Consider the following 17,619-nt stretch of genomic DNA (forward strand, 5'->3'; position numbering starts at 1 on the left):
CCCGCTGGGAGACCGGCGCGCCTCAGCGCAGGGCGACGCGCACGGCGAGGGGGTGGTGGTCGGAACCGAGCGGCCCGATCCATTTGCCGCCCGCCGTCTTGCCGGCGTTCTTCCAGGAGTGCACGACCGAACGCGACGGCCGCACGAGCACCTTGTCGATGTGATCGCCCCACGTCACGCTGGTGAACGGGGTGAGCGACATGGTCGGGTTCGCCGTGTTGTAGTGCTGCAGGCTGAGGGTGCGCGCCTGGTCGTAGGCGTCGTGCCACCCCCGCTTCTCGAGCACGGTCATCGTGCCGTCGCCTTGGCGCGATTTGTGGGTGTTGAAGTCCCCCAGGATCATCACCGGGGCCTTGGTCCAGTCGGTGAGAGAGCGGTGCGTCTTGTTCAGCTTCGTGAGCGTGGCCGTGACCGAGTCGGCGAGCTTGCCCGCTTCGTACTCGCGCTGACGGACGGCGGATGCCGACGTCCCGACCACGAGGTGGGTGTCGACGATCAGGAGGTAGGCGCCCGACGAATGCCGGACGGCGGCCCACGACATCCCCTTGCCCGCCCCTGCGTAGGCCGACGGGAACAACACCGCACCCGAGGTGGCGCCGCCCGACTTCGCGGCGACGCGCGTGAACCGGCCGTTGCGGATGAGGATGTCGTTCTGCCCGTTGTACGCGAAGGTGTAGCCGCTGGGCGGCGTCGTGTACTTCGACGCCTCCTGCAGGGCGACGATGTCGGGAGCGAGTTCGGTGATGCGCTTGTTGACGACGTTCTTGCGCATCGAGAAACCGGAGCAGACGTTCGAGCACACGTTCCAGCTGACCGCGAGATAGCTCGGTGAGCCCGCGGGGAGCGTCGCCTGCGCCGTGATCGTCTCGTGGGCCACGGGCGATGACCGGGGCCCCATGCCCGCGGCCGAGACGCCGCGCACCTGGATGAAGTAGGCGACCCCCGGCTTCAGCCCGGCGACGGTCGCCTTCGAGGAGGTGACCTTCTGGTTGATCGGTTGCTCGGGCCGAGTGACCAGGTTGTGGCTGGTGTTCGCATAGACGTAGTAGCTCGTCGCGCCGGGGATGTCGGCCCAGTCGACGGTCAGCGAGGTGAGCGAGGCGCCGACGTAGTTCACGAGTCCCGGCTTGGCAGGTACGGCGGCCGCGGCGGACGCCGGCGAGACAGGGAGGGCGAGACTGAGCGCGATCGCAACGATCACAGCGACGACGCTACGAGCGAGGGGGACGCGCAGCATAGGCGGATCCTAGCAACCTACGCTTGTCGACATGACGCGACTCTCTGCCCAGGCGGACCCCGCGCAGTGGGTCCCGATCACCGGCTCGTTCGGGTTTCGCGGACGCCGCGCCCGCAAGAAGGCGATCGGGATGCTGCTGGCCCAGGCGAACGCCGCCTTCGGGCGCGAGCAGCCCGGAAGCAAGGTGGCCGCGTGGGCGATGAGCCAGGCGATCCCCGCCCTGATGCGCCGCGCCGACGGTCGCCTGCTGGCGTGGGTGTGGAAGGGCGACCCCGAACTGCTCGTCACGATGGCTCAAGTGCAGGAGCTCACTCCCCAGCTCCGCACGATGCGCGCGAGCATGCCGATCGAGTACGACGACACCGTCACGTTCACCGGCTCGCCGCTGGGCGTCGGCGAGAAGCTCGAGATGCCGTTACCCCCGAACCCCCGCCAGACCCCGTTCGCGTCGTACACGTGGGACACCGGCACCCACCTCGTCACACTGACCGCCGTGATCTCCGACCGCGAGCGCTTCGGTACCGTCATCCCCGCCGTCGACGCCCTCGCCCGCTCGCTGCGCCTCGTCGACGACCTGACCGTCGGCGAAGGCCCCGGCACCCTCCGCATCGACCCCGCCTGACCCGGCTCGACCCCCGGCATCCGCTCGGTTCGTCGACCCGACGCAATCTGCACTGATCGACAACGGATAGGCGCAGTTCGCGTCGGCTCGAGCGTCAGGTGCGGTAGCCGCGTTCGAGGAGCGAGCGATGCACGCGGTCGAGGATGCGGCGGCGCTCGTCGCCGCGGTGCGAGCGGTTCACACGGATGACGCGCCACCCGGCTACCGCCAGCGCGTCGAGGCGCTCGACGTCGCGGGAGTACTGACGGTCATCGAGGCGGTGCTGTTGCCCGTCGTACTCGAGCAGCACCTTCGTCGGCGCATGCACCAGGTCGCCGTAGGCGAGGAACCGACCGCCTGCGTCGCGGATGACCTCGTTGACGGCGAACTCGGGCAGGCCGGCGGCCGCCGCATCCAGCCGAAGGAGCGTCTCAGCCACGGAATCGGTCCGCGCACGTGAGCGCGTGAGCGCACGTCGCAGCCTGCCGATGTGACGCGTTCGGTCGCGCTCGGCGACGGCGCGGCCTAGATCGTCGATCGTCAGAACGGGCTGCTGCCTCCGCATGAGTGAGTCCGCCGCGACGACGAGTTCACGGTCATCGAGAAGGGATGCCGCCTGGCACCACGCAGCGGCCGGTTCCACGCACGGCAACCCGCCGACCACGTGACGCACAGGCGCGGTCGCTTCGTGGCCTCGGACCCCCGCGCCGCGCGCACGCCCCGTCGGGCGTACGGCGGACACGTCCACGTCCGCCTGCAGGCGGTCGGGGATCCACCCGCCGGCGAGTGCGATCGCCGTTGCGTGCGAGAAGTGCTCCCCCGGCCGCAGCTTGGGCAGGTACGCGACCGCGCGGGCGACGGCGCCGGTCGACTCGTGCCGCGCGCGGACTCCGCGATACGGCCGCGACAGGTCCCTCCCCCGCAAGCGCGCGTAAGTCACCCCGGCATCCTGCGCATCAGCGAGGGCGAACGCGGGTGGAAGGTGTGCAGGCAACGGCGTCGGCGGTCTCACCCCCAGAGGCTCGCTCGCCGGCCGCCTCGAGACCCCGGGCATCCGCCCCTCTGTGGACGACTCCGCGCGCTCACCACCCGGGCAGAAGGCTCGACCCGACGCGAACTGTCGTCATCCGTCGGTCGTGAGTGCAGTTCGCGTCGGCTCGGCGCCGGGACCGTCAGTCGGACGGGGGATGTGGGCGCCAGAGCACCACGTCGGTCGCGCGGCGCACACGCGTGCCCTGCCGGAGCGTCACGACCGAGCCGGTCGCGCCGGCGGCGAACACGCGGGCGCCGCGGCGCGCGGCGACCTCGTCGCGCAGGCGCCCTTGCAGTCCAGAGACCTCGCGGCGCAGCATCCGCACCTGGTTCTCGAGCTCGATGATGCGCGAGATGGCCGGCAGGCTCACGCCGTCGGCCGACATCTGCGCGACTTCCCGCAGCTGCGCGACGTGGCGGAGGGAGTACCGGCGCGACCCGCCACGGGTGCGCGCCGGTACCACGAGTCCCAGCCGGTCGTACTGACGCAGCGTCTGCGGGTGCATGCCGGCGAGCTCGGCCGCGACCGCGATCGCGAGGATCGGGGCTTCTTCGTCGACCTGCTCGTTCGCCATGCTTCTCACCTCACTCGCGCGCCTTGGACATCAGATCGGCACGGGGGTTCTCCTTGGGCTCCAGCTCGTGGAACCGTTCCAGGGCTTCGCGCGCCGCACCGTCGAGGTGGGTCGGAACGGCGACCTGTACCTCGGCGAGCAGATCGCCGGTGCCCTTCGCGGTCTGGACCCCGCGACCCTTGACGCGCAGCACGCGACCCGACGGGGTCCCCGGCGCGACGCGCAGCTTGACGCTGTCGCCGCCCAGGGTCGGCACCTCGATGGTGGCGCCCAGCGCCGCCTCGGTGAACGTGACCGGCACGTGGATGCGGAGGTTCAGCCCTTCCCGCGTGAAGACGGGATGCGGGCGGACGCCCACCGTGAGGACGATGTCGCCGGACTCCCCGCCGTCGGGCGAGGGCCGCCCCCGACCGCGCAGCTTGATCTTCTGGCCGTCCGAGACCCCCGCGGGGATCTTGACCTTGATCGGCTTGCCATCATCGCCCTGGAGCGTGATCGTCTCGCCGCGGACGGCCGTGGTGAAGTCCAGCGTCGTGCGCGCGGTGACGTCGGCTCCGCGCTGCGGGCCGCCGAAGCCGCGGAATCCGCCGCTCGGCTGCCCGAAGCGACCGGAGCCGAATCGGCCACCGCTCTGCTGCCCGAACATCGCGAACAGGTCGTCGAAGTCGGCCTGCTGTCCACCGGCACCGGGCTGGAACCTGTTGAACACGTCCTCGAACCCGCCGCTCGCCCCGGGCTGGAAGCGTGCGCCCCCCGAGCCCATGGCGCGCAGCTGGTCGTACTCGGCGCGCTGCTCCTTGTCGCTGAGCACCGAGTACGCCTCGCTGACCTCTTTGAACTTCGCCTCGGCGGTGGCGTCTCCCGCGTTCGAGTCGGGGTGATAGGTGCGCGCCAGCTTGCGGTACGTCTTCTTCAAGTCGGCGTCGGACACGTCCTTGGACACCCCGAGCACCTTGTAGAAGTCCTTGTCGAACCAATCCTGACTGGCCATGGATGCGCTTCCTTACTCAGCCGGAACGGCGACCACGACCTTCGCCGGACGCAGCTCCAGATCCCCGAGGCGGTAACCGACCTCGACGACTTCGAGAATCGTCGGCTCGGTCGTGCCGGGGGTGGGCGCCTGGAAGATCGCCTCGTGCTGCTGCGGGTCGAACGCGTCGCCCGCAGCGCCGTAGCGCTCCACTCCCAGCCGAGCCACGACAGCGCGCGTCTTGTCGGCGATCGCCGCCAGCACGCTGCCCTCTTCGAGGTCGCCGTGCTTCTCGGCGCGATCGAGATCGTCGAGCACGGGCAGCATCCCCTTGGCGACCGCGCCCTTGGCACGCGCGATCTCCACCTCGCGCTGCTCCTCGGTCCGGCGTCGGTAGTTCGCGTACTCCGCCTGCACACGCTTCAGGTCGAGGAGCAGGTCGTGCTCCTCTTCCGGAGCGTCCGCGACGGCGGCCTCGTCGGACTGAGCCGCGCCGAGGATGTCGTCGACCGTGAGCGCGTCCGGCTCCGTGTCGGCATCCCCGGCGTGCTCGGTCGACTCGTCGGCCGGCGTCGCGGCGACGTCGTCGCCGTCTTCCGGCTTATCGAAGTCCTTGTCCGCCATGGTTACTTCTTCTCGTCCTCGTCGTCCACGACCTCGGCGTCGACGACATCCTCATCGGAGGATGCCGGCTGCTCGCCGGCCGGAGCGTCGGTCGGGGCCTGTGCGGCGTCCGACTGGCTCGCGGCGTAGATCGCTTCGCCGATCTTGCCCTGCGACGCGTTCAGCTTGTCGAAGGCGTCCTTGACGGTGTCGTCGTTGTCGCCCGCGAGTGCCGTCTTGAGAGCGTCGACGTCGGCCTGGACCTCGGTCTTGACGTCCTCGGGCAGCTTGTCGGCGTTCTCGCTGAGCAGCTTCTCGATCGAGTACGAGAGCGTCTCGGCCTGGTTGCGGATCTCGGCGGCCTCGCGGCGCTTCTTGTCCTCAGCCGCGTGCTCCTCGGCCTCGCGAACCATGCGCTCGATGTCGTCCTTCGGCAGCGACGAGCCGCCGGTGATCGTCATCGACTGCTCCTTGCCCGTGCCCTTGTCCTTCGCGGACACGTGCACGATGCCGTTGGCGTCGATGTCGAAGGTGACCTCGATCTGCGGGATGCCGCGGGGTGCCGGCGCGATGCCGGTGAGCTCGAACGTGCCGAGCGGCTTGTTGTCGCGGGTGAAGTCGCGCTCACCCTGGAAGACCTGGATGGCGACCGACGGCTGGTTGTCGTCGGCGGTCGTGAAGGTCTCGCTGCGCTTGGTCGGGATGGCCGTGTTGCGCTCGATGAGCTTCGTCATGATGCCGCCCTTGGTCTCGATACCGAGGCTCAGCGGGGTGACGTCGATGAGGAGAACGTCCTTGCGCTCACCCTTGAGGACACCGGCCTGCAGGGCGGCGCCGACGGCGACGACCTCGTCCGGGTTGACGCCCTTGTTGGGCTCCTTGCCGGCTTCCTTCTTCACGAGCTCGCTCACGGCGGGCATACGCGTCGACCCACCGACGAGCACGACGTGGTCGATGTCGGCGACCTTGATGCCGGCTTCGCGGATGACGTCCTCGAAGGGCTTCTTGGTGCGGTCGAGAAGGTCCTTGGTCAGGTCCTCGAACTTCGCGCGGCTCAGCGTCTCGGACAGCGAGACGGGGCCGGAGTCGGTCAGCGACAGGTAGGGCAGGTTGATCGAGGCCGACTGCGAGCTTGAGAGCTCCTTCTTGGCCTGCTCGGCTGCTTCCTTGAGGCGCTGCAGAGCGATCTTGTCGCCGGAGACGTCGACACCGGTCGTGTCCTTGAACTGCTTGATCAGGTACTCGACGATCCGCTGGTCCCAGTCGTCGCCACCGAGGCGGTTGTCGCCCGCGGTCGAGCGGACCTGGATGGTCGAGAAGTCGTCGTCCTTGCCCACCTCGAGGAGGGAGACGTCGAAGGTACCGCCACCGAGGTCGAAGACGAGGATGAGCTCGTCCTCCTTGCCCTTGTCGAGGCCGTAGGCGAGCGCGGCAGCGGTGGGCTCGTTGATGATGCGGAGCACGTTGAGGCCGGAGATCTCGCCGGCTTCCTTCGTGGCCTGACGCTCGGCGTCGTTGAAGTAGGCGGGGACGGTGATGACGGCATCCGTCACCGTGTCACCGAGGTACTGCTCGGCGTCGCGCTTGAGCTTCTGGAGGATGCGGGCCGAGATCTCCTGCGGCGTGTAGTTCTTGCCGTCGATCGCCTGGGTCTTCCAGTCGGTGCCCATGTGGCGCTTGACGGAGGTCAGGGTGCGGTCGACGTTCGTGACGGCCTGGCGCTTGGCGGTCTCACCGACGAGCACCTCACCGTCCTTCGTGAACGCGACGACCGACGGGGTCGTGCGAAGACCCTCGGCGTTGGCGATGACCTTGGGCTCGCCACCTTCGAGGACGGCGACGACCGAGTTGGTCGTTCCGAGGTCGATTCCCACTGCACGTGCCATGTGATGCTCCTTCGTGTGACATTCGCGTAGATCTGAAGTCTTTCCGCGGCGTCGGTTGGAACCTGAGCCGCGATGACTCAACGTTACTCCGACCGGTGTCGAGCGTCAAACCAACTTGAGCCCACACATATCAAGTTTGCAGGTTGGCGCCGGTGACGTCGCGACACCGGGAAGTACCGTGGCGGGGGTAGGGTGCGGCTCATGACGCGTTCCAGCGGCGGGACGCCCGAGATCCCCGCCACCGCCGACAGCGGCGCCCTTCCCGTGATGTTCCAGGACCTCGAAGAGCGCCCCGTCGCGCGCAAGAACGTCGTGTCCTGGGCGATGTGGGACTGGGCGACCCAACCGTTCAACTCGGTCATCCTGACCTTCGTCTTCGTGTCGCTGTACCTCGTGTCCGACACGTTCCTGCCGGCGAACATCGCCGCCCTCGCCGATGACGACCCGCTGAAGGAGTCGGCGCTGGCCGACCTGTCGAGCGGCTACGGGCTCGTGTCGACGTTCGCAGGACTCGCGATCCTGCTGCTCGCCCCGATCCTCGGCCAGGTCGCCGACCGGAAGGGCCGCAAGAAACGCTGGCTGCTCATCGCGACGGCGATCCTCGCCTTCCTGCAGTTCAGCCTCTTCTTCGTCTTCGCCGACCCGTCGTACTTCTGGCTCGGGGCGATCCTCGTCTCCCTCGGCGCCGTCGCCTCGGAGATCGCGGGCGTCAACTACAACGCGCTCCTCGTCAGCGTCTCGACGCCGCGGACGGTCGGCAAGGTGTCGGGTCTCGGCTGGGGACTGGGCTACATCGGCGGCATCCTGGCACTCGTCGTCGTCGTCGCGCTGAACGCCGTCGAATGGTTCGGCCTCGACCTCTCCGACGGTCTGGCGTACCGCCTCATCGCCGCCGGGTGCGCGGTCTGGACGATCGTCTTCGCGATCCCGCTGTTCCGGAACGTCCCGGAGCCCTCGGCCCCCGCGGGCGACACGCCGCTCGGGTTCACCGCGTGGTTCCGCGAGTTCTTCCGCTCGATCCGCGACCTGTTCCGCTCGCACCGCCCGACGGCCTGGTTCCTGCTCGCGAGCGCCGTCTACCGCGACGGGCTCGGCGGCGTCTTCGCGTTCGGCGGCGTGCTCGCCGCGGTCGCCTTCGGGTTCTCGCCGAACGAGGTCATCCTCTTCGGCATCGCCGCGAACCTCGTCGCCGGAATCTCGACCGTGATCGCCGGTCGCCTCGACGACCGCTTCGGCGCGCGGGCGATCATCCTCACGTCGCTCAGCGGCCTCGTCGCCGCATCGCTCGGGGTCTTCCTGCTGCACGACGCCGGCAAGCTGCCGTTCTGGATCCTCGGCCTCACGCTGTGCGCCTTCGTCGGCCCGGCCCAGGCATCGACCCGGTCGCTCCTGGCCCGCGTCACGCCGGAGCACATGCAGGGCGAGGTGTTCGGGCTCTACGCGACGACGGGTCGCGTCGTCAGCTTCCTCGCGCCCGCCATGTGGACGCTGTTCATCACCGCGTTCGGGGCGACCTATTGGGGCATCCTGGGCATCGCGATCGTGCTGGTCATCGGCCTCGTCCTCATGCTCTTCGTGAAGCTGCCGCGGCCCGCGCACTTGCGCTGACCGCGGCAGCTCCCCGAGGGGACTGATCCGAGCGGATGCCGGGGCTCAGCGCTCGGCGCGGGCCAGGTTCGCGCGCAGCTCGTCGGCGGTCTGCCGGATCACGTACGCGGGCTGGTCGCGCTCGACGCGCCAGCTCTCATCCAGCGGACCGACGTTGACGGTGTCGAAGCCGAAGTCGTCGTAGAGCTTCGTGATGAAGACGATCGCGTCGTCGGAGTCGCTCGAGGTCGCCAGCGCGCGGCGGCCCGGAGCGCCGGCCGGGGCGCCGTCGGTGGTGATGTCGGCGGCCGGGATGTGGTTGAAGCCCTTGACGACGGTCGACTGCGGCAGGCGGTCCTGCAGCATCCGCGAGGTCGTCGTCTTCTTCTCGTCGAGCTCGGCGATGTGGCCGTCGCGCTCCCAGTAGTAGTTGTTGGTGTCGACGACGATCTTGCCGGCGAGCTGCTCCACGGGCAGGGCATCGATCGCGTGCAGCGGCACGGTGACGACGACCCACTCGCCGAAGGCGGCGGCATCCGCTGCCGTCACGGCGTGGGCGTTCTCACCGAGTTCGGCGACGAGATCCGCCAGCGTCTCGGGACCGCGCGAGTTGCTGATCGCGACCTGGTGCCCCTGGGCGACGAGCCCTCGTGCGACTGCCGAACCGATGTGACCTGCTCCGATGATTCCTACGTGTGTCATACCTCGGGGCAACGCATCGGCCGCGGGTCCATTCCCGGCGGAGCCTGTGCGAACCCGATCACTCGGCGATGAGCGTGCTCCACGCATCGTCGAGGGTCGCGTCGATCTCCCGGTCACCGGCCCGGAACGCGTGAGCGCCGTGCGCCGTGGCGACGCGCGCCCGCGCGCGGGCCGAGGTCACCGTGCCGGCGTCGTCCCACGCGAGGTCGAGCTCGATACCGGGACGGGCGACGAGGCCGCGCACCGATCCCGCCCCGAGCGCCGTCGGCCAGGCCGGCAGGAGGACGACGACGTCTCCGTGCGAGTGCACGAGGCACTCCGCGATGCCCGCGGTGTAGCCGAGGTTGCCGTCGATCTGGAACGGCGGGTGAGCGGCCAGCAGGTTGTCGTAGAGACCGCCCGACTGGTCGCCGCGGTCGACCGACATGTCGCGGAACACGAGCGAGAGCAGGTCGGCCACGCGGCCGGATTCGCCGAGGCGCGCGCGGAGGGCGATCTTCCAGGCGAGCGACCACCCGGTCGATTCGTCCTCGCGGAGATCGAGGAAGCGGGATGCCGCCGCCGCGAGCTCCGGGGTGAGGGACTCGGTGCCGGGGTAGGCGAACACGAGCGGCGACAGGTGCCGGTGATGCGGGTCGATGGCTTCGCGACCGGCGGACCACTCGGCGATCGAGCCGTCGTCATCGAGCGGGATCTCCGGCATGTGCGCGCGTGCCTCCGCCGCCTCCGCCACCAGCGGGTCGTCGTCGTGGCCGAGCAGGTCGGCCAGGCGGAGGAACTCATCGAGGTGGGCGCGCAGCAGCACGAGGTCGAGCGTCGCGGACTCCGAGACGGCCGCCGACCCGCCGCTCTGCGTACGGAACACGTTCTCGGGAGAGGTCGACAGGGCGGTTCCCCACTCCCCAGACTCCCCGCGGCCGGCCCAGGCCAGGGCGAACGCAGTGGCGCCGCGGAGCAGGCGGAAGGCGCGACGACGCTCCGCGTTGTCCGCGACTCCGAACGCGTCGCGGTCGGCGAAGTGCCGGCAGAGCCAGAGACCCGCCATCGGCCAGAACGCCCACTCCGCGTCGTGCACGCCGTCGCCGACGGGCTGCGTGTAGCCCCAGGCATCCGTGTTGTGATGCGCGACCCAGCCCGGGGCGTCGTACAGCCGGCGTGCGGTCTCGGCCCCGCTGTCGGCGAGCGCCTCGATGAGGCCCAGCAGGGGCTCCTCGGTCTCGCTGAGGTTGGTGGTGTGGGCTGCCCAGTAGTTCATCTCGACGTTGATGTTCGTCGTGTAGTTCGAGCTCCACTCGGGGCGGAGGTCCTGGTTCCAGATGCCCTGGAGCGTCGCGGGCAGACCGCCGGGACGCGACGAGCACATGAGCAGGTAACGGCCGTAGTGGAAGAGGAGTGCGGCGAGGCCCGGGTCGCGACGCACGTCGACGCCGCCGCCCGCCGCGAGATCGCGGATGCGCTCGGCAGTGTCGCGGTCGGGGTCGGGCGCCGTGGTGAGCGAGAGCTCGGCGCGGTCGTACAGCGCGGCGTGGCCCCGCACCTGCGCGGCGCGGACGTCCTCGAGACCCGCCGCGATCACGGCGTCGACGAGCCCGGCTGCGCGGCGCGAGGCGGCACGCTCGGTGCCCGCCGGCATCCGTCCCATCCCGGTGAAGGTCGTCGCGGTGGCGAGCACGACGGTGACCCGGGTCGCCCGGAGCACCCGTCCGCCGCGCACCGGAGTGCCGTCGGTGAGGATGCGGGCGTGCAGCGCGCCGCGGACGGAGGCTGCCCCCTCCTCGTAGACGACGGGCTCGTCGACCTCGTCGTGGGGCGGCGTCACGTCGGACGGCGCCTGCATGAGCAGGGTGGTGGCGGTGTCGTTCTCGACGCGGCCGAGCTCGCGCAGCTGCGTCTCGAGCTCGACGCGGACGTCGATCGGCTCGTCGCTCTCGAGCTCGTGCACCAGCACGCCGTGCGGAGCGCTGATCCAGGTGCGGTGGCGGAGGCCTCCCCCGGCCCACACGCCCTCGGCGGAATGGGTCGCGGTGCGGAGGTCGAGCTCGCGGCGATAGTCGACGACGTCGTCCGCGTTCGCCCCGTCGATCCGCACCCGCAGGTCGGCGAGGGGGAGGAAGGACTGCGCGTGACGGTGCTGCAGACGGCGCACCTCGCGGTCGGCATCCTCTTCGCGACCCTCGGCGACCGCGGCGCGGGCGGCGGCGAGCGCCTCGCGGGCCTGGTCGGCGGTGACGACCGGCGCGACGAGTTCGCTTGCGGGGCTCCCCGACCACATCGTCTCGTCGTTGAGACGCAGGAGCGCATCGGTCACGCCACCGAAGCACATGGCGCCGAGCGCACCGTTTCCGAGGGGAAGGGCCTCGTTCCAGGTCTCCGCGGGGCGGCGGTACCACAGGACGTGCTCAGTCATCGTTCTCCTTCGGGCGCGAAGGCCTCTGCATCTGGGGGCCGCGCCAGAACTCCACGGTCGGATGCCGGAGGGGAGAGTAAAAGGGCGGCGACTCGACGATAGACGGCTTCGGGCGCGCTCCCCTATTCGTCGGCCTTGCGTGGGCGGCACCCGTCTGGTTTTATCTCAGAGTAAGACGAAAAGGGTCGAGGGGAATTATGAGCGGCGAGCGCGCAGCGGTTGGACGGGGAACGGCGACCAACGCCGACGTCACCCGCATCAACCGCACCGCGATCCTCGACGCCCTCCAGAACGGCGGCGCACTCACGCGCGCCGAGCTGATCGAGGCGACCGGACTCGCCTCCGCGACCGTCCACCGCCTCTGCGCGCGCATGGTCGCCGAGGGCCTCCTCGCCGTCGAACGCGACGCGAGCGGCATCGGTCGCCCCACCCATCGCTATCGTCCCCTCGGCGAAGCGCGGACGGTCGTCGCGATCGACGTCACCGCTGCCGTCGCCCGCGGCGTGCTCATCGATCTGAACGGCGACATCCGCCACGAGGAGCACGAGTCGCTCCGCGACGCCGCCGGCCTACTGTCGGCATCCACTCGTCTCGAAGGGATCGGGCTGCTGGCCGAGCGGCTCATCCGGACGGCGGTCGGGCTCGGAACGCCCGCGCAGGGTGTCGGCCTGTCGGTCCCGGGCGTGGTCGATGCGGACGGCGCCGTCGACGATTCGGTCGAGCTGGGCTGGAACGGCGTCGCCGTCCGCGACCTCATCCAGGCGCGCACGGGGCTTCCCGTCGTCGTCGAGAACGACGCCAACGCGGTCACGATCGGCGAGTGGACCCGCGGCGCAGGGCAGGGCACCGGCGACCTCGCCGCGCTCGTGTTCGGCGTCGGTGTGGGCGCCGGGATCGTCTCGGGCGACCGCCTCCTCCGCGGTGCGGGCGCGGCTGCGGGCGAGATCGGCTACCTCGTCACCGATCCCACCGCGTTCTCGCAGCAGCATCCGACGGGCGGCGATCTCGAGATGCGCGTGCTCTCGCTCGGGGCAGCGGATGCCGACGACTCCTCGACCATGGCCGTCCTCGATGTCGCGGATGCCGACCCCGCGGCGTCCGCCCGCGCCGAGCGACTGCTCGATCACGTCGCGATGTCGGTCGCCGCTCTCGCGGTGATCCTCGACTGCCGGGTGGTGATCCTCGCCGGGCGCCTGCCGCAGCGCACCGATCTGCTCATCGACGGCCTCGCACACCGACTGCAGGGACGCCTTCCCCGCCCACCTGCGCTCGTCGTCGGCGCCCTCGGCGAGAACGCCGCGCTCGTCGGCATCGGCCAGCTCACCATCGACCACGTGAAAGGGGCGGTGTACCTTGCCTGACACCCTCGACCGGTATCCGTCGGAGGCAGCGATCGTCGGCGTCGATGTGGGTGGGACGAAGACCCACCTCCGCGCGATCGTCGACGGCGACATCGTCGACCGCGTCGTGCCGAGCGATCTCTGGCGTGCCGGCGCGATCTTCGACGACGTGCAGAACTTCGACCGCCTCGCGCAGCTCGTCACCGACACGGTCGGCACGTCGCCCGCCGTGACGGTCGTCGGCGCACACGGCATCGACAGCACGCGGCAGCGGCACCAGGCGACGGCGCTGCTCGACGAGCGGATGCCGGGAGTCGTCGCGGTCGTGAACGATGCGGTCCTCCTCGCCCCGGCGATGAGGCTCGAGGCCGCCGTCTGCGTCATCGCGGGCACGGGCTCGGCCGTCGTGGGCTTCGACGTCGACGGGGAGCCGGTCACGGCCGACGGGTACGGCTGGCTGATCGCGGACGACGCGAGCGCCCCCGGGATCTCGCGTCGCGCGGCCGTCGCCCTCCTCCGCGCGGTGGACCGACAGGGCGCTGCGGCGATGACCGACCCGCTGGCCGCCCGCTTCCTCACCGCTTTCGACGCCCTCGACCACGTCGACCTCGCCCTGCGCTTCCAGGCCGACGCGAGCGAAGCATCGTGGGGCGGGTTCGCCCCCGAGGTGTTCGCGGCGGCCGCCGCCGGCTCGACCATCGCCCACGAGGTCGTCGCGGCATCCGCTCTGCACCTCGCCGACGCCGTCCGCGCCGTCCGCGGCCGCGGGGCCCGAGGCACCGACGTCATCGCGGCCGGCGGTGTCATCACGGCGCAGCCCCTGCTCGCGGATCTCCTCCGGGCCGAGCTGCGGGAGCGCGACGGCGCGCTCCGCTTCCACGTGCTCGACGAACCCCCCGTCGCCGGTGCGCTCGCCCTCGCGCTCGCCCACGCCGACACGCTCGACGCCCCCTCCCCCCGAAAGGTGCTCTCGTGAGGATCCTGCTCTCCCCCGATGCCGCCGGTGCCGGCGAGATCGCCGCCGCGATCGTCGCCGCATCCCTCAGCGACCTTCCCGCTCCCGTCCTGGGCGTCGCGACCGGTTCGAGCCCGCAGCCGCTGTACCGCGCTCTGACGGCCCGGGTGCAGGCGGGCCTCGACCTGTCCCGGACCGCCGCGTTCGCGCTCGACGAGTACGTCGGCCTGCCGGTCGACCACCCCGAGAGCTACCACGCGGTCATCGCCCGTGAAGTGACGGGCCCGCTGGGTCTCGACGCGACGCGGGTCCACGTCCCCGAGGGAGCGGCAGCCGACCCGGCCCAGGCGGCGGCCCGCTACGAGGCCGCGATCGCCGCGGCCGGCGGCGTCGACCTGCAGATTCTCGGCATCGGGGCGAACGGCCACATCGGCTTCAACGAGCCCGGCTCGCCAGCGGACTCCCGCACGCGGGTCGTCGAACTCGCCCCGCGGACCGTCGCCGACAATGCGCGGTTCTTCGACGGCGATGCCGGTCGCGTCCCGACCCACGCCCTCACGCAGGGGATCGGCACGATCCTCGACGCCCGCGAGATCGTCCTCATCGCGTGGGGTGAGTCGAAGGCCGACGCCGTGGCCCGCGCTGTCGAGGGACCGCAGACCGCGGACCTCCCGGCATCCTTCCTGCAGCGCCACGATCGTGTGACGCTGGTGCTCGATGACGCGGCCGCCGCGAAGCTGAGCGCCGCGTCGCTTGCCGTGGAGGTGACCCGATGACCGCCCCCGTCTTCGACGTCGCCCGCATCGGGCCCGGCGAGGGCTCGGTCGCTCCGCGGACCCGGCTGCGATCCGACGCCCCCAGCCAGTCGCTCGACGGTCGCTGGAGCTTCCGTCTCTCCCCCTCGCCCGCGCTCGCGCCGCACGACGGCTGGACGAAGGGCGAGACCGACGGCTGGGACCAGATCAGCGTCCCCGCGCACTGGAACATGAGCGGCTTCGGCACCCCCGCGTACTCGAATGTGCAGTTCCCGTTCCCCATCGACCCGCCCCACCCGCCCGACGAGAACCCCGTCGGCGACTACGTGCGCCGGATCGACGTCGACGGCGCGATCCGACAGGTGACGGATGCCGGGGGCCGCGTGCTCCTGCGCTTCGACGGGATCGAGTCGGCCGCCGACGTCTTCGTCAACGGCACGCGCCTCGGCTCGACCCGGGGCAGCCGCCTGACGCACGAGTTCGACGTCACCGACCACCTCACCGGCACCGGGGACGTCGTCGCCGTGCGCGTCGCGCAGTTCTCGGACGGGACCTACCTCGAGAACCAGGACATGTGGTGGCTGCCGGGCATCTTCCGGAGCGTCACCCTGCTCGCCCGCCCCGTCGGCGGCATCGACGACGCGGTCGTCACGGGCGACTTCGACTACGAGACCGGGCGGGGTGCGGTCGAGGTCACCACGTCGGCCGACGCCGTTCTCGAGATCCGCGAGCTCGGCCTCCGCGCCGAGGTCCCCGCCGGGCGCAGCACGGTCGACGCGGGCGAGGTCGGGCCTTGGTCCGCCGAGACGCCGCGCCTCTACACCGCGACCCTCCGCACGGCATCCGAGACCGTGTCGGTGCGCATCGGCTTCCGCCGTGTCCGCGCCGACGACGGCGTGCTGACGCTTAACGGGCGCCCGATCATGCTCCGCGGCGTGAACCGTCACGAGCACGACCCCGACCGCGGGCGGGTGCACACGACCGAGCTCGCGCGGCGCGACCTCGTGCTCATGAAGCAGCACAACATCAACGCGGTCCGGACGTCCCACTACCCGCCGCATCCGGAGCTCCTCGACCTCGCCGACGAGCTCGGCCTGTACGTCATCGACGAGTGCGACCTCGAGACGCACGAGTACGAGTACGTGTCGTGGCGCGGCAACCCGAGCGACGACCCGGCGTGGGAGGCATCCTTCGTCGACCGCATCCGTCGCACCGTCACGCGCGACCGCACCCACCCGAGCGTCATCATGTGGTCGCTCGGCAACGAGTCGGGCGCCGGCTGCAACATCCGCGCGATGGCGCGGTGGGTGCGCGAGAACGACGACACCCGCCTCATCCACTACGAAGGCGACCACTCCAGCCGCGACACCGACGTGTACTCGCGGATGTACGCCTCTCACGACGAGGTCCGGCAGATCGGCGAGGAGGCGGACGAGATCGCACCCGCCGACATCGGCGCGGCCGAGCTGCGGCGCCGGTCGCTGCCGTTCGTGCACTGCGAGTTCGGCCACGCGATGGGCAACAGCCCCGGCGGGGTGAAGGAGTACTGGGAGCTCTACGAGCGCTTCCCGCGCCTCGCGGGTGGGTTCATCTGGGAGTGGATCGAGCACGCGATCGCCGTCGAGGACGAGCACGGCCGGCGCGCCTTCCGCTACGGCGGCGACTTCGGCGAATCGGTCCACGACCACAACTTCGTGATCGACGGCCTCATCAGCGCCGACCGCGACGTCCGCCCCGGCCTCGTCGACTACGCCGCGATCATCGCGCCCGTCGTGATCAGCGTCGACGGCGACCGTCGCGGCATCCGTCTCGAGAACCGTTACGACCACGTCGACACGACCCACCTCGCCTTCCGCTGGCGGCGCGAGGTGGACGGTGAGGTCGTGGCACGGGGCGAACTCGACGTGCCCGCGATCGCGCCGCGGCAGCGCGGAGTCGTGGCGCTTCCCGCCGAGGCGCGCGCGGTCTCCGCCTCGAGCGTCGCCGACGTGCTGACGATCGACGCCGTGCTCCGCGACGCGACGAGCTGGGCCACGGCCGGCCACGTGGTCGCGACGGGCCAGCGGGTGGATGCCGGGGCTCCCCGCGTGGGTGCGCCGGCAGCCCCCGACCAGGGCGGCTTCGACCGGCGCGGTCGGCCGCTGCGACTCGGCTCGCTCGACGTGGTCGAGGGCCCCGGCATCGGGATCTGGCGCGCGCCGACCGACAACGACCTCTTCCCCGGGTGGGACGAACCGACCCTGCCGCCGATGGCAGAGCGGTGGGCGCTCGCGCGGATCGACCGGATGCAGACCCGCGTCCGCGGCATCCACTCGGACGCCGCTGCCCTCGTCGTCGACACGCGCGTCGGCGCGCCCTCGTTCGACAGCGGCGTCGATGCGCTGTGGCGCTGGTCCGACGTACCCGAGGGCCGGCTGCTCGAACTCGACCTCCGCAGCATCGGGTCGTGGGACAACGCCTGGATCGAGAAGGCGCCGTTCGCGTGGACCGTCGACTGGGCCCGCCTCGGCATCGACGTGGCCTTCGCGGGAGCCCCGGTGGGCATGGAGTTCGCGGGTTACGGCCCGGGGCCGAGCTACCCCGACACCGATTCGGGCGTGCACTTCGGGTGGTTCGAGGCCGGCGCCGACGAGCTCGTCACCCCGCACGTCCGCCCGCAGGAGAGCGGATCGCGCCGAGGCGTGCGGACCGCCGTCATCCGGACCACCGAGGGCGCCGTCCGCGTGAGTGTCGTCGGCGGCGAGGCCCTCGATTCCGGTGTCGCACTCACCGTCTCGCCGTGGGACCGGACGACCCTCAGCATGACCTCCCACGCGTCGCTCCTGCCGACGCCGACCGCCACGCACGTGTCGATCGACATCGCGCAGTCGGGCGTCGGCACGGCCACGTGCGGACCGGGCGTGCTGCCGCGGCACCGTCTGCCCGCGCGCGACGCGTCGTTCGCGCTGCTGTTCGAGGCGGTGTAGCCG

General features: G+C 71.0%; 14 protein-coding genes. 6 read left to right on the top strand and 8 right to left on the bottom strand.

The window, feature by feature from the left end:
* Positions 1-22: 22 nt before the first annotated feature.
* Positions 23-1,237 carry a fibronectin type III domain-containing protein gene (locus ABQ271_RS13905; RefSeq protein ID WP_349309324.1) on the bottom strand — a complete coding sequence of 405 codons (1,215 nt, stop codon included), beginning with the start codon at positions 1,235-1,237 and terminating at the stop codon, positions 23-25.
* Positions 1,238-1,268: 31 nt separating this feature from the next.
* Between ABQ271_RS13905 and ABQ271_RS13910 the strand changes: the two genes are divergently transcribed.
* The gene (locus ABQ271_RS13910; protein WP_349309325.1) at positions 1,269-1,859 is read left to right on the top strand and encodes a hypothetical protein; all 591 of its coding nucleotides are present in this window, start codon (positions 1,269-1,271) and stop codon (positions 1,857-1,859) included.
* Positions 1,860-1,953: 94 nt separating this feature from the next.
* Here ABQ271_RS13910 and ABQ271_RS13915 read toward each other — a convergent pair whose 3' ends face one another.
* The 5 genes from ABQ271_RS13915 to dnaK all read right to left on the bottom strand — a co-directional run bounded on the left by ABQ271_RS13915 (position 1,954) and on the right by dnaK (position 6,904).
* Positions 1,954-2,778, bottom strand: coding sequence for a DUF559 domain-containing protein (locus ABQ271_RS13915; RefSeq protein ID WP_349309326.1), 825 nt, complete (start codon positions 2,776-2,778; stop codon positions 1,954-1,956).
* A 232-nt stretch (positions 2,779-3,010) separates the two neighbouring features.
* Positions 3,011-3,445: a heat shock protein transcriptional repressor HspR gene (locus ABQ271_RS13920; protein WP_349309327.1), complete on the bottom strand. Its 435-nt coding sequence runs from the start codon at positions 3,443-3,445 to the stop codon at positions 3,011-3,013.
* Positions 3,446-3,455: 10 nt separating this feature from the next.
* Positions 3,456-4,436 carry a DnaJ C-terminal domain-containing protein gene (locus ABQ271_RS13925; protein ID WP_349309328.1) on the bottom strand — a complete coding sequence of 327 codons (981 nt, stop codon included), beginning with the start codon at positions 4,434-4,436 and terminating at the stop codon, positions 3,456-3,458.
* 12 nt (positions 4,437-4,448) lie between these two features.
* The gene (locus tag ABQ271_RS13930) at positions 4,449-5,039 is read right to left on the bottom strand and encodes a nucleotide exchange factor GrpE (RefSeq protein WP_349309329.1); all 591 of its coding nucleotides are present in this window, start codon (positions 5,037-5,039) and stop codon (positions 4,449-4,451) included.
* A 2-nt stretch (positions 5,040-5,041) separates the two neighbouring features.
* Complete coding sequence (gene dnaK, locus ABQ271_RS13935) at positions 5,042-6,904, bottom strand: molecular chaperone DnaK (protein WP_349309330.1); 1,863 nt, start codon at positions 6,902-6,904, stop codon at positions 5,042-5,044.
* 201 nt (positions 6,905-7,105) lie between these two features.
* On the opposite strand from dnaK, the gene ABQ271_RS13940 reads away from it, so the two are divergent.
* On the top strand, positions 7,106-8,512 hold the full coding sequence (locus ABQ271_RS13940) for an MFS transporter (RefSeq protein ID WP_349309331.1): 1,407 nt from the start codon (positions 7,106-7,108) through the stop codon (positions 8,510-8,512).
* A gap of 45 nt (positions 8,513-8,557) precedes the next feature.
* Here the strand turns inward: ABQ271_RS13940 and ABQ271_RS13945 are convergent, their stop codons facing one another.
* Positions 8,558-9,193, bottom strand: a complete 636-nt coding sequence (locus ABQ271_RS13945; RefSeq protein ID WP_349309332.1) for an NAD(P)-binding domain-containing protein — start codon at positions 9,191-9,193, stop codon at positions 8,558-8,560.
* A 58-nt stretch (positions 9,194-9,251) separates the two neighbouring features.
* A complete protein-coding gene (locus ABQ271_RS13950; protein WP_349309333.1) occupies positions 9,252-11,600 on the bottom strand; it encodes a glycosyl hydrolase family 95 catalytic domain-containing protein in 2,349 nt (782 codons plus the stop codon).
* A 197-nt stretch (positions 11,601-11,797) separates the two neighbouring features.
* Between ABQ271_RS13950 and ABQ271_RS13955 the strand changes: the two genes are divergently transcribed.
* Genes ABQ271_RS13955 through ABQ271_RS13970 form a run of 4 tightly spaced genes read left to right on the top strand, consistent with a single transcriptional unit; the run spans position 11,798 to position 17,616 of the window.
* Entirely contained in the window at positions 11,798-12,961 is a 1,164-nt protein-coding gene (locus ABQ271_RS13955) for an ROK family transcriptional regulator (protein WP_349309334.1), read from the top strand.
* Complete coding sequence (locus tag ABQ271_RS13960) at positions 12,954-13,916, top strand: BadF/BadG/BcrA/BcrD ATPase family protein (protein WP_349309335.1); 963 nt, start codon at positions 12,954-12,956, stop codon at positions 13,914-13,916. The genes ABQ271_RS13955 and ABQ271_RS13960 overlap by 8 nt, the downstream gene beginning before the upstream one ends.
* Complete coding sequence (locus ABQ271_RS13965; protein WP_349309336.1) at positions 13,913-14,671, top strand: glucosamine-6-phosphate deaminase; 759 nt, start codon at positions 13,913-13,915, stop codon at positions 14,669-14,671. Before ABQ271_RS13960 ends, ABQ271_RS13965 begins: the two co-directional genes overlap by 4 nt.
* The gene (locus ABQ271_RS13970; RefSeq protein WP_349309337.1) at positions 14,668-17,616 is read left to right on the top strand and encodes a glycoside hydrolase family 2 TIM barrel-domain containing protein; all 2,949 of its coding nucleotides are present in this window, start codon (positions 14,668-14,670) and stop codon (positions 17,614-17,616) included. Before ABQ271_RS13965 ends, ABQ271_RS13970 begins: the two co-directional genes overlap by 4 nt.
* Positions 17,617-17,619: the final 3 nt, after the last annotated feature.

It is taken from the genome of Microbacterium sp. MM2322, from assembly GCF_964186585.1.
Lineage (GTDB): Bacteria > Actinomycetota > Actinomycetes > Actinomycetales > Microbacteriaceae > Microbacterium.

Bases quoted from the DNA above. Each gene is read 5' to 3' on its own strand.
- ABQ271_RS13905 (WP_349309324.1), bottom strand. From the start codon at position 1,237: ATGCTGCGCGTCCCCCTCGCTCGTAGCGTCGTCGCTGTGATCGTTGCG.
- ABQ271_RS13910 (WP_349309325.1), top strand. From the start codon at position 1,269: ATGACGCGACTCTCTGCCCAGGCGGACCCCGCGCAGTGGGTCCCGATC.
- ABQ271_RS13920 (WP_349309327.1), bottom strand. From the start codon at position 3,445: ATGGCGAACGAGCAGGTCGACGAAGAAGCCCCGATCCTCGCGATCGCG.
- ABQ271_RS13925 (WP_349309328.1), bottom strand. From the start codon at position 4,436: ATGGCCAGTCAGGATTGGTTCGACAAGGACTTCTACAAGGTGCTCGGG.
- ABQ271_RS13930 (WP_349309329.1), bottom strand. From the start codon at position 5,039: ATGGCGGACAAGGACTTCGATAAGCCGGAAGACGGCGACGACGTCGCC.
- dnaK (WP_349309330.1), bottom strand. From the start codon at position 6,904: ATGGCACGTGCAGTGGGAATCGACCTCGGAACGACCAACTCGGTCGTC.
- ABQ271_RS13940 (WP_349309331.1), top strand. From the start codon at position 7,106: ATGACGCGTTCCAGCGGCGGGACGCCCGAGATCCCCGCCACCGCCGAC.
- ABQ271_RS13945 (WP_349309332.1), bottom strand. From the start codon at position 9,193: ATGACACACGTAGGAATCATCGGAGCAGGTCACATCGGTTCGGCAGTC.
- ABQ271_RS13950 (WP_349309333.1), bottom strand. From the start codon at position 11,600: ATGACTGAGCACGTCCTGTGGTACCGCCGCCCCGCGGAGACCTGGAAC.
- ABQ271_RS13955 (WP_349309334.1), top strand. From the start codon at position 11,798: ATGAGCGGCGAGCGCGCAGCGGTTGGACGGGGAACGGCGACCAACGCC.
- ABQ271_RS13970 (WP_349309337.1), top strand. From the start codon at position 14,668: ATGACCGCCCCCGTCTTCGACGTCGCCCGCATCGGGCCCGGCGAGGGC.